This window comes from Pseudomonas sp. GW821-FHT07F01 (genome assembly GCF_059418825.1).
In genome coordinates this window covers 218,272-231,012 of sequence record NZ_JBWKQO010000005.1, presented here as the reverse complement: position 1 = coordinate 231,012, position 12,741 = coordinate 218,272, and the positions used below count along the sequence as shown (strand labels likewise).

Annotated in this window: 15 protein-coding genes; 7 read left to right on the top strand and 8 right to left on the bottom strand. The window is 64.5% G+C overall.

What is annotated here, in order from left to right; all coding sequences use genetic code 11:
* Nucleotides 1-5: 5 nt before the first annotated feature.
* Nucleotides 6-671 carry an ArsR/SmtB family transcription factor gene (locus AC07R1_RS19390; protein ID WP_015636898.1) on the bottom strand — a complete coding sequence of 222 codons (666 nt, stop codon included), beginning with the start codon at nt 669-671 and terminating at the stop codon, nt 6-8.
* A 106-nt stretch (nt 672-777) separates the two neighbouring features.
* On the opposite strand from AC07R1_RS19390, the gene AC07R1_RS19385 reads away from it, so the two are divergent.
* The 4 genes from AC07R1_RS19385 (at nt 778) to AC07R1_RS19370 (ending at nt 4,061) form a co-directional block, all read left to right on the top strand.
* The gene (locus AC07R1_RS19385; RefSeq protein ID WP_152686418.1) at nt 778-1,287 is read left to right on the top strand and encodes a DUF2938 domain-containing protein; all 510 of its coding nucleotides are present in this window, start codon (nt 778-780) and stop codon (nt 1,285-1,287) included.
* Between the two features lie 40 nt (nt 1,288-1,327).
* Nucleotides 1,328-1,846, top strand: coding sequence for a hypothetical protein (locus tag AC07R1_RS19380; RefSeq protein ID WP_011063257.1), 519 nt, complete (start codon nt 1,328-1,330; stop codon nt 1,844-1,846).
* Between the two features lie 265 nt (nt 1,847-2,111).
* Entirely contained in the window at nt 2,112-2,693 is a 582-nt protein-coding gene (locus AC07R1_RS19375; RefSeq protein WP_011063258.1) for a DedA family protein, read from the top strand.
* A 120-nt stretch (nt 2,694-2,813) separates the two neighbouring features.
* Nucleotides 2,814-4,061, top strand: a complete 1,248-nt coding sequence (locus AC07R1_RS19370) for a 2-aminoadipate transaminase (protein WP_011063259.1) — start codon at nt 2,814-2,816, stop codon at nt 4,059-4,061.
* 24 nt (nt 4,062-4,085) lie between these two features.
* Here AC07R1_RS19370 and AC07R1_RS19365 read toward each other — a convergent pair whose 3' ends face one another.
* Both AC07R1_RS19365 and AC07R1_RS19360 read right to left on the bottom strand, forming a co-directional pair.
* Nucleotides 4,086-4,670: a hypothetical protein gene (locus AC07R1_RS19365; RefSeq protein ID WP_015636901.1), complete on the bottom strand. Its 585-nt coding sequence runs from the start codon at nt 4,668-4,670 to the stop codon at nt 4,086-4,088.
* Between the two features lie 4 nt (nt 4,671-4,674).
* Nucleotides 4,675-5,115 carry a DUF3592 domain-containing protein gene (locus AC07R1_RS19360; RefSeq protein ID WP_228102218.1) on the bottom strand — a complete coding sequence of 147 codons (441 nt, stop codon included), beginning with the start codon at nt 5,113-5,115 and terminating at the stop codon, nt 4,675-4,677.
* Nucleotides 5,116-5,660: 545 nt separating this feature from the next.
* On the opposite strand from AC07R1_RS19360, the gene AC07R1_RS19355 reads away from it, so the two are divergent.
* The gene (locus AC07R1_RS19355) at nt 5,661-6,056 is read left to right on the top strand and encodes a GNAT family N-acetyltransferase (protein ID WP_011063263.1); all 396 of its coding nucleotides are present in this window, start codon (nt 5,661-5,663) and stop codon (nt 6,054-6,056) included.
* Between the two features lie 36 nt (nt 6,057-6,092).
* Complete coding sequence (locus AC07R1_RS19350) at nt 6,093-6,716, top strand: SMI1/KNR4 family protein (RefSeq protein WP_123472936.1); 624 nt, start codon at nt 6,093-6,095, stop codon at nt 6,714-6,716.
* 10 nt (nt 6,717-6,726) lie between these two features.
* Here the strand turns inward: AC07R1_RS19350 and AC07R1_RS19345 are convergent, their stop codons facing one another.
* Nucleotides 6,727-7,431: a hypothetical protein gene (locus tag AC07R1_RS19345; protein ID WP_125062158.1), complete on the bottom strand. Its 705-nt coding sequence runs from the start codon at nt 7,429-7,431 to the stop codon at nt 6,727-6,729.
* A 246-nt stretch (nt 7,432-7,677) separates the two neighbouring features.
* Between AC07R1_RS19345 and AC07R1_RS19340 the strand changes: the two genes are divergently transcribed.
* On the top strand, nt 7,678-8,541 hold the full coding sequence (locus AC07R1_RS19340) for a DUF4087 domain-containing protein (protein ID WP_495110852.1): 864 nt from the start codon (nt 7,678-7,680) through the stop codon (nt 8,539-8,541).
* On the opposite strand, the gene AC07R1_RS19335 is transcribed toward AC07R1_RS19340, so the two are convergent.
* The 4 genes from AC07R1_RS19335 to AC07R1_RS19320 form a co-directional block, all read right to left on the bottom strand.
* Nucleotides 8,538-9,341, bottom strand: a complete 804-nt coding sequence (locus AC07R1_RS19335; protein WP_401024853.1) for a GNAT family N-acetyltransferase — start codon at nt 9,339-9,341, stop codon at nt 8,538-8,540. The two genes, AC07R1_RS19340 and AC07R1_RS19335, sit on opposite strands and share 4 nt — an antisense overlap.
* Before the next feature lies 1 nt (nt 9,342).
* Entirely contained in the window at nt 9,343-9,819 is a 477-nt protein-coding gene (locus tag AC07R1_RS19330) for an HIT family protein (protein ID WP_011063267.1), read from the bottom strand.
* A 96-nt stretch (nt 9,820-9,915) separates the two neighbouring features.
* Complete coding sequence (locus AC07R1_RS19325; protein ID WP_495110851.1) at nt 9,916-11,523, bottom strand: 5-guanidino-2-oxopentanoate decarboxylase; 1,608 nt, start codon at nt 11,521-11,523, stop codon at nt 9,916-9,918.
* Nucleotides 11,524-11,646: 123 nt separating this feature from the next.
* The gene (locus tag AC07R1_RS19320; protein WP_495110850.1) at nt 11,647-12,567 is read right to left on the bottom strand and encodes a LysR substrate-binding domain-containing protein; all 921 of its coding nucleotides are present in this window, start codon (nt 12,565-12,567) and stop codon (nt 11,647-11,649) included.
* Nucleotides 12,568-12,741: the final 174 nt, after the last annotated feature.

Here is a 12,741-nt window from a genome sequence, read left to right as displayed (position 1 = left end):
CACTTTTACCGGGTGGTTTCCACCCCTAGGCCGGCGGCCTGCCAATCGACGAAACCGTCGTCCAGGCGCCGCACCCTGAAACCCTTGGCGCGAAGCAAGGCCGCGGCATTGTGTGACAGCACGCAGTAGGGCCCGCGGCAGTAAGCCACCAACTCTTGGCCCGCGGGCAACTCGGCCAGACGCTGCTCCAACTCTTCCACCGGGATATTGATTGCCCCCGGCAAATGCCCAAGGGCGAACTCCTGCGGCGAGCGCACGTCCAGCAGGGTCATGCCGCCCTCCTGCAGGCGTTGGCGCAGCTCTTCCCGGGAGATGCCCTCCAGGCGCCCCGGCTGCTGCTCGCTGTCGGCCAGCAGCTCACGGATCTGCCCGTGGTTGTAATCGACGTATTGGCGCAAGCCCCCCAGAAGTGCGGCCAACGGCCCCTGGCTGAGGCTGTAGAGCACTCGCTTGCCGTCGCGCCGGGTCTGCACGAAACCGCCCCGGCGCAGCTGTTGCAAATGTTGCGAGGTGTTGGCCACCGAGAGTCCGGAGGCTTCCACCAGGCGCTCCACCGGCTGCTCGCCACGAGCAATGTGCTCCAGCAGGATCAGGCGGTGGTGATGGCCGAGAATACGTGCCAGCTCGGCCATGTCCGCCAGAGGCTGTTGAGGGGAAATCGAATCGGTCATTGACAGCTCCTGCTGCTTTATTGATCATTCAATCACTTAATTGAATGAAACATTATCACACCCATAGCCGAGGCTGAAGTGCAGCCATCCATACCCAGGAGTCTTTATGCATGAGTTCATGGCGTTGATTTTACCGGCACTGCTGATCGGTGTCGGCGCTACCTTGGTCCTTGATTTGTGGACGCTGTTTCTGGCGCGAGTGTTGAACATTCCTGGCCCCAACTGGGCCATGGTCGGACGCTGGATCGGGCATTTTCCTCGTGGGAAGTTTGTGCACCAAAGCATCGCCCAGGCCGATGCAGTACCCGGGGAGCGGACACTGGGCTGGCTGGCTCACTACCTGATCGGCGTCGTCTTTGCTGCCCTGTTGCTGCTGATCTGCGGCCTGGAGTGGGCGCGGCAACCGACCCTGGCACCGGCCCTGATCATCGGCGTATTGACGGTGGCTGCGCCGTTCCTGCTGATGCAACCGGGCATGGGCGCCGGGATCGCGGCGAGCAAGATGCCCAAACCGAATGTGGCCCGGCTGCGCAGCCTGATCGCGCATTCGGTGTTCGGGCTGGGCTTGTACATGGCCGGGATGTTCTGGGCGTGGGTGTTGGGGCAGACTGCGTGACCTCAGCCCAGAGGCCGAGCATGCCCAGAGAGATCGATCGATGAAGCCACCTGTATGCGACCTGTGCCACAACGATTTTTCCTCGGAGATGTGCCATGCCGGAACTGGCGGCGGCATGGTGCAGTTCGCCGATTATCGCCCGCTGGGCCAAGGGTGCGCGGGGCACCCTCATGGCTACGAGTGGTTCTGCGATGAACATCTGGCCAGTGCCCGGGCCCTGGCTTCGCTGAGCTATAGCGATGCCAGGGCAGTGCTGACCCGGCAGTATGCTCCGCTTGCGGACTACCCACCCCTCGCCTCCAGTGATCCAGCACTCTGGATCACCGAGGTGGGCCCCAACCCCGCGAAGATCTTCGCGCTGATCAGGCAAGCCATGGGCGTCAGCCCCAACGTGGCCAGAAACTTGCTGACCGGCGTCCCCTTCAAGGTGATCCAGGCCTGGCCGCAACAGTTCAGTGTCTGGCAGGAGGCCCTGATTCAAGCCGGCGCCCAGGTTGAAGTACGCTATCCCTCGTCCAAGTCCGCCTGGGCCGAGCAAGCCGACGCAAATAACGACTGATCCTGCTCGCGCACCCAGTCTGCACGCACAGGGGCTTTCACATACCCGCTGAACCCAGTTTGCTCCACACAAGCAATATCCGTAGGTCTAGCCGTGTCCGCCGCCGAGGCTGGCGTCTACGCTGGGTTCTGATGGACTGGCAGGCGCCCTGGCGGTACCTGCGCTGGAAGATCCCGGGCACTTGGGCCGGTGAAAGGAATCAGAGCCATTTGTAACCTGATCATCGCCCGGCTTGTTTTCATGCCCCCTGCGGAAGCCCTTGCCCATGCTCGAACACCTCGACCTCAACGCGCTGATCGCCGCCTACGGCTACTGGGTGATCTTCATCGGCTGCCTGCTGGAAGGCGAAACCGTGTTGATTCTCGGCGGCATGGCGGCGCATCAGGGTAGCCTGCAATGGCCGCAAGTGATTGGCTGGGCCACCCTGGGGGGCATCCTCGGCGATCAGTTGCTGTTCTGGACCGGGCGCTATGGCGGGGCGCGCCTGCTGCCCAAGCTCAAGCGCCATCAGGCGGCCATCGAACGGGTCCAGGGCCTGATCCAGCGTTACCCCTCGACTTCGGTGTTCGCCGTGCGCTTTCTCTACGGCATGCGCCTGGTCGGCCCCATGGTGATCGGCGCCAGTGGCCTGGCACCCTGGCGTTTCGCCCTGCTCAATGTGCTGGGGGCTGCGGTATGGGCCATCTTGTTCGTCAGCGCCGGTTACTGGGCCGGCGAAGCCTTGCAGCATTTTCTTGGCGACCTGAAACCCTATCGCCTGCCGATCTTCCTCGGGGTGATAGCGCTGGTGGTCCTTGCGGCACTGGTGCGGCATTTGCGTAATAGGCACAAGGCCCAGCAGCACTGAGACAAGGGCTTTGGCACATCGGGAATTTTCATACTGACCCGGCGACTTTATTTCGTTTGTCCAGGCCCCCCGGCCCCGGCTTAGATAACGGCTTGTTTCCGGCACCCAGAGCCCGCATCCATGAGCCACGAGAACATCAGCCGTTCGATCTCCACCGTCCACCCGATCCGCCTCAGCCACGGACGCAACGCCGAGGTCTGGGACATCGATGGCAAGCGCTACATCGACTTTGTCGGCGGTATCGGCGTGCTCAACCTCGGGCACTGCCACCCACGCATAGTCTCAGCCATCCAGCAGCAGGCCACCCGGCTCACCCACTACGCCTTCAATGCCGCGCCTCACGGGCCCTACATCGAGTTCATGCAGCGCCTGGCGAACTTCATCCCGGTGAGTTACCCGGTCAGCGGCATGCTCACCAACAGCGGCGCCGAGGCCGCGGAAAACGCCCTGAAGATCGTGCGGGGAGCTACCGGGCGCAGCGCGGTGATCGCCTTTGACGGAGGCTTCCATGGGCGCACCCTGGCCACCCTCAACCTCAACGGCAAGGTGGCGCCCTACAAGCAGAAGGTCGGTGTACTACCCGGGCCTGTGTACCACCTGCCCTACCCCAGCGCCGACAACGACGTCAGTTGCGAAGAAGCGCTGAAAGCATTGCGTCGGCTGTTCAGCGTGGAGATCGATGTACAGGAAGTGGCCTGCTTCATCCTTGAGCCGGTGCAGGGCGAAGGCGGCTTCCTGGCCCTGGACGCCACGTTCGCCCGGGCCTTGCGCAGCTTCTGCGATGAACATGGCATTTTGCTGATCGCCGACGAGATCCAGTCCGGCTTCGGCCGCACCGGGCAGCGTTTTGCCTTCTCCCGCCTGGGCATCGAGCCGGACCTGATCCTGCTGGGCAAGAGCATTGGCGGCGGGGTTCCACTGGGCGCCGTGGTGGGTCGCAAAGCATTGCTGGACGTGCTGCCCAAGGGCGGCCTGGGGGGCACCTACTCGGGCAACCCGATTGCCTGCGCGGCGGCGCTCGCGACCCTGGATGAAATGACCGACGAGCACCTGCAAGCCTGGGGCGAGCGCCAGGAGCGGGCGATCGTGCAACGCTATGAGCATTGGAAAAGCAGTGGGCTCTGCCCCTTCCTGGGCCGTCTGACGGGGGTGGGAGCCATGCGCGGCATCGAGTTGGTCAATGCCCGGGGCGAACCGGCGCCAGAGCAACTGAGCACGCTGCTAGGCAGCGCCCGGGATGCGGGCCTGCTGCTGATGCCCAGCGGCAAGTCGCGGCACATCATTCGCCTGCTGGCGCCCTTGACCACCGAGCCTGAAATCTTCGAGGAGGGCCTGGATATTCTCCAGGAATGCCTGGCGCGCCTGTGATTCCCGGCGCGCCTCAGGGCGAGGCTAGAACAGGTAGCCCATGTAGGTGGCAATGCCGCCACCGGCCTGTGGTCCGACGTTCATGCCAGCCATGACCACTGCGCCCTTGGCCGAACGCAGCAGCTGCTCGTTGACCTTGATCGAAGCCATCATGGTCGCCGGGTTGCTTCCCAAAACGACGGCCAGGGCCAGTAGCTTGGGGTCCAGGCCGAACAGCAGGGCCGTGGCCGAACCGCCCACCACCAGTCCGCCACCGACCTCGGTATAGAAGCAAGGCCCGGTGATGTCGTCCTCGGTCAGGTCCCGGCTGCGAAGGGCATCGCTGACAAAGACCTTGCCGGTGCTGGGAAAAGCCTCCGCCGCACCGGCACCACTGACGCTCTTGCCCTTGACCTGGATATTGACCTTGCCGAAACGCGGCAGGCGCCCACCAAAGCCGGCGCCCACCCCCAGGCCGCCGTAGCGATAGCTGACGTCCTTGCCCTGAGGCGAACGCAGGGTGATCGAACCACCACCGCCGGCCACGAGGGCTACGGTCAGGCCGCCGCCGCTGGCGGTCTGGTACAGCCATTTACTTTCGTTGACCGGAATCGGAATGCTGAGGTTCATGGGGTCAAAGTCCTTTTGCTCGTTGTGTGGCTCGCCCGCGCTGGCTGATGACACCCACCAGGCCGGCCAGGGTAAATACCAGACCGATCAGGCCGAGCACACCCGGGGTGGCCCAGAGTGCTGCCGGGTCGTCGATGATTGCGCTGTTGGCCGGCCGCTCGGGCTGGTAATACACCCGCACCGGCTGGTCCTTCTGGTAGCCGAAGATAAAGCCACCCTGGGGGTAGGAAATCTTCTCACCAGTACTGCTGGTGAAGGCGATCTCGGGGTGCGAACCCCCGGCATTCAAATCGCTGACGATACCGTCGGCGGTCTGGGCGCTGGCGAGGAACTCGCGGCGATCAAGGGTGAGATTGACGGCAATGACCAACAGGCCGATGCCGATCAGGGCGAACAGCAGACCCTGGAGGATCTTGCCAAAGCGTGACGGGGTGGAGTTAGCCATGGGCTGTCTCGATATTCGTCCGTGAAAGAGGGAGGCCACGATAACAAGAAACCTGCCTCCAGAAAAACCACTGCCGCGGCGCAAGCGCATTCCGGCAACGGCGTTCAGGCGCCCTGGAAAGCGGCCTGAGCGCCTGTCGCCAGCGCTTGCAAACCGAATTTCCGACGGGCATTGCCCTGGAGGAATTTGTCCGCAAATACCGGCGGAAGTTCCAGGCCCCGGACCTGCTCCCGGCGTTTTTTTTTCAACACACCGGGAGGAATTGGCCAGCGAGCAGCACGTTGCCCTGGCCACAAATCCGTGGCCAATGCCTGAACGCCGCGAACAGCCGTACGAGTTTCGAAGAGCTCCCTTGGCCGGTTGCGTTCAGGCTCCGAGGGCTGCCAGTTTCCGAGGCAGGCTTGTATCCTCCAGGTCGCCCACGGTCGAGCCGGCACGCCGCTGCGACAACGACGCCCACTGGGCCGAAGCACTCAACTACATGGGTCGGCCCCGAGCACAGTCGGGGCGAGATCTGCCCGTACTTGCCCATTGGAGAGTTCACCATGCTGATCCGCGACGCACACGCCGCTGAAAGCGAAGCACTGCGGCAGTTTCTCGGCGATAACGGCTGGGGCCATCGGGTGGGCAGCAGCGAATACTTCGCCCAGTTGCTGGCAAACTCCCAGCGCACGGCGGTCGCCCTTCTGCAGGGGCAGATCGTCGGCTTCGCCCGAGGCATCAGCGACGGTCTGTCCAACGGTTACCTGTCCATGGTGGTCGTTGCCGAGCAGCACCAGCGGCGCGGTATCGGCCGCGCCCTGGTGCATTGGGTGATGGGCGACAACCCCGAGATCACCTGGGTCCTGCGGGCCGGGCGCCCCGGGGCAGCGGAATTTTTCAGCTCGCTGGGCTTCGAACCCTCGATCATCACTCTGGAACGCACGCGCCATCGCGCATAATCACTCCCCCGCCTCCAGCGCATCCAAGGAAGCCCCATGTCCGAACAGCACGACTCCAACGCCGACTGGCCCCCCGCCGGCTGCCCGCCCCTGGCCTGGCCGGACCTGCCTGACCAGGCTGCACGGCTGAACTGGTACCTGGCCGCAATTGGCGCCTACGGCGCGCTATGGGAAGGGCATGTCAACGAACCGGAATTGACGCCTGTCAGCGAGGACGCCCTGCAGGCGCTGGAGCAACGCCTGGACTGCCCGTTGCCTCGATCGCTGCGCGACTACCATCGGCAATTGGGGGTGCTGTCCCTGGCGGAGGTCCTGTGCAGCGTCGGGCCCGGGCACACGCCGATCCAGCCGTTGCTGGAGGCTTATCCCGGTATCGTCGAGATCGGCGATGTCGATCTGGTACTGGCAGGCAAGCTGGTGGCCTTCGGCGACTACCTGGGCAATGGCAACCTGTTCTGCTTTCACCGCGAATCCGGCGCGGTCTACTACTTCGATCACGACACAGGTGCGGCGCTGACACGTTTTTTCGACTCCCCCGAGGAGTACCTGGATACGCTGATGCTGCTCTGCCTGGCGGAGGTGCATGACGACGATGATGCTGCCGAAGCATTGATCAGCCAGCGCTACGGCGAGGACCTGGTACGCAAGTGGCGCTATTGAGCCCTGCACCTCATTTGCCGGCACCTGCGCGCTGCCGGGCGCAGTAGCCGTCACCATCGGGTTGGGACTGCAAGTCGGTGCAACCGCCCCCCATGAACGCGGCCAGCGCGGCAAAGGGCAGCAGAACAATCACCTGCGCAATGCCTCGGGCCTGGGCATGCGGGTCCTCGACCTTGCGCAGAAAGCCCTGATCGTGGGCCGCTGTCTCGGTTTGCAGCGTGGCCCAGAGGGTATAGCGAAAAGCGTCAGCTCCAGGCCCCTGGCCGCCGACACGCTGACAGGCGTCCAGCGCCTGGACGGCGTAGACATCCCCCACCTGACGTGGCACTCCCGTCGGGCGGGCCTGACGGGCATTGAAGTCATCGATCAGGGTGGTGAGTTGCAACTGGTCCGCCTGCTGGGCCACCAGGCAATCGCTCTCGGCAGGAAACTCTCGACTGGTACGGGCCAGGGTATTCAGCCAGTTCCGGTAGTTGGTGTAGAAACCGAACTGGCTGCCGTCCGGCAATTCCTGCCGATACAGCTTGAGGGCCCCGACAAAGTGCTTGCCGGTGTCGGTCAGCCGCTGCACCTGCTCGCGGCTCAGTGGCTGATTGAGGGTGTAGCCATACACCTGCGGCCCCTCGACTGTCGGCCCGACCGGAGCCGTAGTACAAGCTCCCAGCGATGACAGGATGATCGTCAGGCTTAAAACGCTGCACAGCATCCGTTGCATGACATGCCTCAGGGCGGGTGGACGGCTCGTTGACCAGGCGCGAGATTACGCCATTTCCCAACCGCTGTTTCGGCCAGAATTGTCGGAGCCTTAGCTGCACAGAACTTAAGTCAGCCACAGGGTCACAGCCAGCAGACTGACACCATCCTGGTCCTGCCGCCTAGCCAGTCCGACGCCCCTATCGGGTTGACGCGCCTGAACCGGCGCCCCATTGTTCCCGCCCTGCCCCTCGAACAAGGATGCTCCATGCTTCAGCGCGTCATGCTCTGCACCCTCTTGACGGTTATCGCCCTGCCCGCGTTCGCCGCGCCAGCCAAAGTCGAACGCCGGTGCGGCTGGTTCGAGAATCCGACGCCAGCCAACGCCACCCTGACCGACCGCGATGGCGTCTGGGAGATCGCCAGCCAGGGCGGCTATCAGGCCGAGGGCGAGTGGCCCACTTTCAACGACCAGCAATGGGTGCGCACCAACAACCACTACGGCTACGGCTGCGCTTGTGTCAGCGCCAGTGCGGATCCCCGGACTCATCGCCTCGACCAATTGCACAAGGCCAAGGCCCGCCCGCTGTCTGCCTGTCGCAACGATCCCAGCCTGTACGAACCCTTGCGCGAGGAAGCCGGAGTTCCGGTATTGCCCATGGATTCACCACGCTTCAAGGGTCAGGGCTTCAGCCTGCAATACCCCAAAGGTTGGAAGCTTGGCCAGGCGCAGAACTGCCTCACCCTGGACCACCCGAAAAAACGCCCCCAGGAGGAGTACACCCTGCACCTGTGCCTGCAGCAGGGCAGCCTGGAACAGGCCGCCGAAGGTTTGTTTTTCTATCAGGAAAGCGGCGTGTGGATGCGCAGCGCCGGAAGGGATGAACCCAGCCCGGTGCAAGAGATTTCAGGCCCCGGCTGGAAAGGCCTGCTGGCCTATCAGACCTGCGGCATCAGCGATGGGGACACCGGCTTTCACGCCTATGGCGGTACCTGCCTGATGGCGCTGTTCGACAGCGGCCAGCGTCAGGTGGTGGCTGACAGCGTCGGGTTCTTTCAGGACTTCGCCACCCTGAGGGCGATTCTGTACTCGATCCGCTTCGACCCGGCGCCGACAACGCCACCCCACTAGCCCTGTGACTCGGCCCGATACAGGGTTTGCAGGTGAGACAGGCGCAAGCCGCAGTGCTCCAGGTTGCGCCGGCTTTGCGAGTTCACCAGGGCGGTGGCTGCCACGCTCCGGGCCCCCAAAGCAGCAGCCTGCTGCAAGCGATGGGCGATCAGGGCCCGGTGATAACCCAGGCCCCGCGCGGCCCGGGTGGTAAAGGCGGTGCCCAGGTATGCCACGCCGTTGTCGGCGATGAACAGCGCCGCGCCGGCCACCGCAACGCCCTGCTCCCGCAACAGGTACAAATGCCCGCGCCCATCGTTGAGCAAGCCACCAAAGGCCGCCTGGGTGGCCGGCCGAGCGGCCGCAGGGGTATTGAAGCCTTCGCGGTGCAGCGTGCAGAACACTTCCAGCGTCGAGGCGGTCACCGGCTCGATATCCAGCACTGAAGGCGGCGCCACAATCTCGCCCACAGGAGCGAACAGCTGCCCATGAGTCCAGCCCTTCAGGCGCTGCAACGGCAGCCCTTGCAGCTCCAGGGTGGGCACAACCTTGGCTGACTCGGCGATCAAGGCGATCGCCGGGGCGTAAGCCACGCAGCTCTGCAGCAGATCGACCAGACGCCGGGCATCCTGTGCCCTGTCTCCATGTACCCGGTTCATCATCGGGCTGGGGTTGCCGCCGACGACGAAGGCACCACAACCCGGCTCACCAAAGAGGCAGGCCCGATAAGGGTTGCCCGGCAGGCTCGCCAGACCCTGGACCCGGGCCCGCAGGTATTGGGTTTCGGCATATTCAAGCGCCAGCGCGCGGCTCAGGTGCATATCAGCGGTTACCCACCGGGGTTTCACTGACCCAGGGCACCCGCACCTGCTCGGCGATGCTCGTGGCCTGCTGCTGCAACACCTCCAGTTGGGTCCGGCGGCCGAACAAGCCAGTGAAATGCAGCAGCAAGCGCCCGGCAAACCCCAGGCCATCGCCGCGTTTGCGCGGGATCAAGTGCAGGTGCGCATGGGGAATGTGCTGGTTGGTGGCGCGGCCGTCATTGACCAGCAGGTGGGTGCCTTCGACGCCGTAGCCGGCACGCCGTTGCGCCGCCAGCAGACCATCGAAGACCTGGTACAGGTGCTGGCGGATGAAACCGGGCAATTGCTCGAGCTTCTCTACGTGCTGCTGGGGGATCAGCAGCAGGTGCCCTTCACCCAGCGGATGCACGTCCATGAAGGCCATGCAGTGCTCATCGCGGTACACCAGTGCGGCGGGCAAGGTGCCGGCGGCAATCTGGCAGAAAATGCAATTCATCCCTGAATCCTCAAGTGGCAAGGCGCGCCCGGTCGGGCGCCGCCAATGTAACCCACCTGCATCCTGTAAAGCGCGCTCCTTGTGCCCGGCTTGGGTTCAGTCCAGCGCCAGGTAGGCGCCGGCATCGACCTCGATCATCACCGGTTGGCGGGTGTCCTTGAGGGTGTGCAACAGGTCTTGCAGCTGCGCGGGGGAGTCGGCGCGGTGGTGCGCCACATGGAAGCTTCGGGCCATGGCCTGGAAGTCCGGGGTGAGGATGTCCACCCCCAGCGGCACGATGTCCCGGGCCTGCATGTAGTCGCGGATCTCGCCGTAGCACTGGTTGTTCCACACCAGCAGGATCACGCCAATCTGCGCTTCCCGGGCGGCGATCAGTTCGCTGCTGGCGAACTGCAAGCCGCCGTCCCCCACCAGCGCCACCACCGGACGCTCGGGCTGTGCCAGCTTGGCGCCCATGGCCGCCGGCAAGCCGTAGCCCAGGGTGCCGTAACCGCTGCCGGCGTTGAACCAGCTGGCCGGAGCCGGTGCCTGGTAGCCGCAAGCGCCCTGGTACACCGGCTGGGTCGAATCACCCACCAGGATCGGGCTGCCCAGGGTGTCCCGCAGCAGGTCGAGCAAGCCCTGCAGGCCTTGTTGCTTGGGCGTCCAGCCGGTGCGTTCGGCCTGGTTGACCCGCAGTACGCTGTCCACGGCCCAACGGCCGCGAGAGCTGGGTTGCGCCACTTTACCGAGCAAGGCTTGCAAGCCTTCCAGAGCGTCGCCCACCAGGCCGACATGGGCCCGCTGCACGCCCATGACCTGCATCGGGTCGATGTCCAGGCGGATCAACGAGCCCTTGAAACGCAGGGGCCCGAGGCCGAAGAAGTCGTAGTCGGTTTCCCCCAGTTCAGTGCCCACGGCGAGCACCACGTCGGCTTCGTCGATCAGCGCCCGGCCATGGGTCGAAGACTGCACACCGTCGAGCAACAGCGGGTGGGCGCAGGGCAACAGACCCCGGGCGTTGGTGGTCAGCGCCACCGGCGCTTGCAGGCGTTCGGCCAACTGGCGCAGCGCCTCGGCGCAACCCCGGGCACCGCCGCCGGCCAGGATCAACGGCCGATGGGCGCTGTTGAGCAAGGTCGCGGCCGCCTCGATCGAGGCACCGGCCGGGGCCGGAGCACCGGGCAGGCTGCGGGGCATCAGGTTGAGGTCAGCGGCGGGCATGTCCAGCACGTCCAGGGGAATCTCGATATGCACCGGTCGTGGCCGCGCGCACTTGAACACGGCAAAGGCCCGGGCCAGGAGCTCCGGCAGTTCCGCAGGCGATTGCAGGGTGTGACTGAAGGCGCAGACCCCGGCCACCATCGCCCGCTGGTCCGGCAGTTCATGCAGGTGGCCGTGGCCCAGGCGCAAGTGCTCGCGACGGTTGACCGTGGAGATCACCAGCATCGGCACCGAATCGGCATAGGCCTGGCCCATGGCCGTGAGGATATTGGTCATGCCAGGGCCAGTGATGATGAAGCACACCCCAGGCTTGCCGCTGGCCCGGGCGTAGCCGTCGGCCATGAATCCGGCCCCCTGTTCATGCCGTGGGCTGACGTGGCGCAAGCGGCTGCCGTGCAGGCCGCGATAGAGCTCGACGGTGTGCACGCCGGGAATCCCGAATACCGTGTCCACGCCATAACCTTCCAGCAAACGAACCAGGGACTGCGCACAGGTGGTCATCGACTACTTCCTCTTGTTCTTATGTGCGGGCGACACCCTGCGCCCGGCTGATGTCGAGGGACATTAGTCGCTGCACCCAAGGGGCAACAATCGAAAAAAATCGCGGCGATTGCTCAATAAAATTCACGCTTTGCCGTTGCGACGGGGTTCCGGGTGCAAGCGGGTGATGCCCTGCAGCTGGGACTTGACCCACTCGCTGAACGCCAGCACCACCGGCCGCTCGGACTTGAGCAGGTCGGCCACCAGGTAGTAGCCGCGATTGGACTCGATCTCGGTGCCGAAGGGCTGCACCAGTTGGCCCCGGGCCAGGGCTTCGCCGCTGATCAGGTTGTCGCCCATGGCAATGCCCTGGCCAGCGATGCAGGCCGACTGCACGAAGTGCGCGTCGGCAAACACAATGCCCCGGCGCACGTCGACATTCGGCGCCCCGGCGGCCGCCAGCCAGACCCGCCAGTCGGAGTAGTCGATCATGTGCAGGAGCAAGGCGTGATCCAGGCCATCAAGGGTTTTCAGGCCACCCATGGCATTCACCAGGCTCGGGCTGCACACCGGGAAATAGCGCAGGGAGACGATCTTCTGCACCTGCTGGTTGGGCCAGTCGCCCATGCCATAGGCCACGAACAGATCGACGCTGCTGTCGCTGGTGTCCCCCGGCGTGCGGGGCGACACCAACTGCAGTTCAACCTGGGGATACAGCGCCTGGAATTCGGCGATATGGGTGCACAGCCAATAGGTGGCGAACCCCGGCGGGCTGCTGATGCACAGCCGGCCGCTGACCTGCTGGCCATCGGAGCGCTGGCCGGCCTCGAGGATATTGGCCAGCAGCAGGTGGATGTCCCGGGCATAGCGCTCCCCCTGGTAGGTGATGCGAATGCTGCGGCCCTGGCGCTCGGTCAGGGCAAACCCCAGGGTCTGCTCCAGGCTCTTGATCTGGTGGCTGATGGCGCTGGGCGTCAGGTTCAGCTCATTGGCGGCCTCGGCGACACTGCCCAGGCGGGCCACCGCGTCCAGAGCGCGCAACGCGGTCATGGAGGGATAACGCATACCGATCATGCCTCGACTACAAAAAAACGAGTGGCAGCACCATAGCTGCAATCGGCGTCCGGCAATAGCCTTGCTCGTCGCCGAAAAAAAAGCCAATTACTGAAAAAAATTACCGTGTCCCACTAAAAATGCTCGATTGACCCGCCGCCGTCGATGGCTAATTCTCAAGCCCTA

What these genes read in the sequence shown, in the direction of transcription:
- AC07R1_RS19375 (WP_011063258.1), top strand. Translation starts at nt 2,112, where the DNA reads ATGCTCGAACACCTCGACCTCAACGCGCTGATCGCCGCCTACGGCTAC.
- AC07R1_RS19340 (WP_495110852.1), top strand. Translation starts at nt 7,678, where the DNA reads ATGCTTCAGCGCGTCATGCTCTGCACCCTCTTGACGGTTATCGCCCTG.
- AC07R1_RS19325 (WP_495110851.1), bottom strand. Translation starts at nt 11,523, where the DNA reads ATGACCACCTGTGCGCAGTCCCTGGTTCGTTTGCTGGAAGGTTATGGC.
- AC07R1_RS19390 (WP_015636898.1), bottom strand. Translation starts at nt 671, where the DNA reads ATGACCGATTCGATTTCCCCTCAACAGCCTCTGGCGGACATGGCCGAG.
- AC07R1_RS19345 (WP_125062158.1), bottom strand. Translation starts at nt 7,431, where the DNA reads ATGCAACGGATGCTGTGCAGCGTTTTAAGCCTGACGATCATCCTGTCA.
- AC07R1_RS19365 (WP_015636901.1), bottom strand. Translation starts at nt 4,670, where the DNA reads ATGAACCTCAGCATTCCGATTCCGGTCAACGAAAGTAAATGGCTGTAC.
- AC07R1_RS19385 (WP_152686418.1), top strand. Translation starts at nt 778, where the DNA reads ATGCATGAGTTCATGGCGTTGATTTTACCGGCACTGCTGATCGGTGTC.
- AC07R1_RS19380 (WP_011063257.1), top strand. Translation starts at nt 1,328, where the DNA reads ATGAAGCCACCTGTATGCGACCTGTGCCACAACGATTTTTCCTCGGAG.
- AC07R1_RS19350 (WP_123472936.1), top strand. Translation starts at nt 6,093, where the DNA reads ATGTCCGAACAGCACGACTCCAACGCCGACTGGCCCCCCGCCGGCTGC.
- AC07R1_RS19330 (WP_011063267.1), bottom strand. Translation starts at nt 9,819, where the DNA reads ATGAATTGCATTTTCTGCCAGATTGCCGCCGGCACCTTGCCCGCCGCA.
- AC07R1_RS19360 (WP_228102218.1), bottom strand. Translation starts at nt 5,115, where the DNA reads ATGGCTAACTCCACCCCGTCACGCTTTGGCAAGATCCTCCAGGGTCTG.
- AC07R1_RS19370 (WP_011063259.1), top strand. Translation starts at nt 2,814, where the DNA reads ATGAGCCACGAGAACATCAGCCGTTCGATCTCCACCGTCCACCCGATC.
- AC07R1_RS19320 (WP_495110850.1), bottom strand. Translation starts at nt 12,567, where the DNA reads ATGCGTTATCCCTCCATGACCGCGTTGCGCGCTCTGGACGCGGTGGCC.
- AC07R1_RS19335 (WP_401024853.1), bottom strand. Translation starts at nt 9,341, where the DNA reads ATGCACCTGAGCCGCGCGCTGGCGCTTGAATATGCCGAAACCCAATAC.
- AC07R1_RS19355 (WP_011063263.1), top strand. Translation starts at nt 5,661, where the DNA reads ATGCTGATCCGCGACGCACACGCCGCTGAAAGCGAAGCACTGCGGCAG.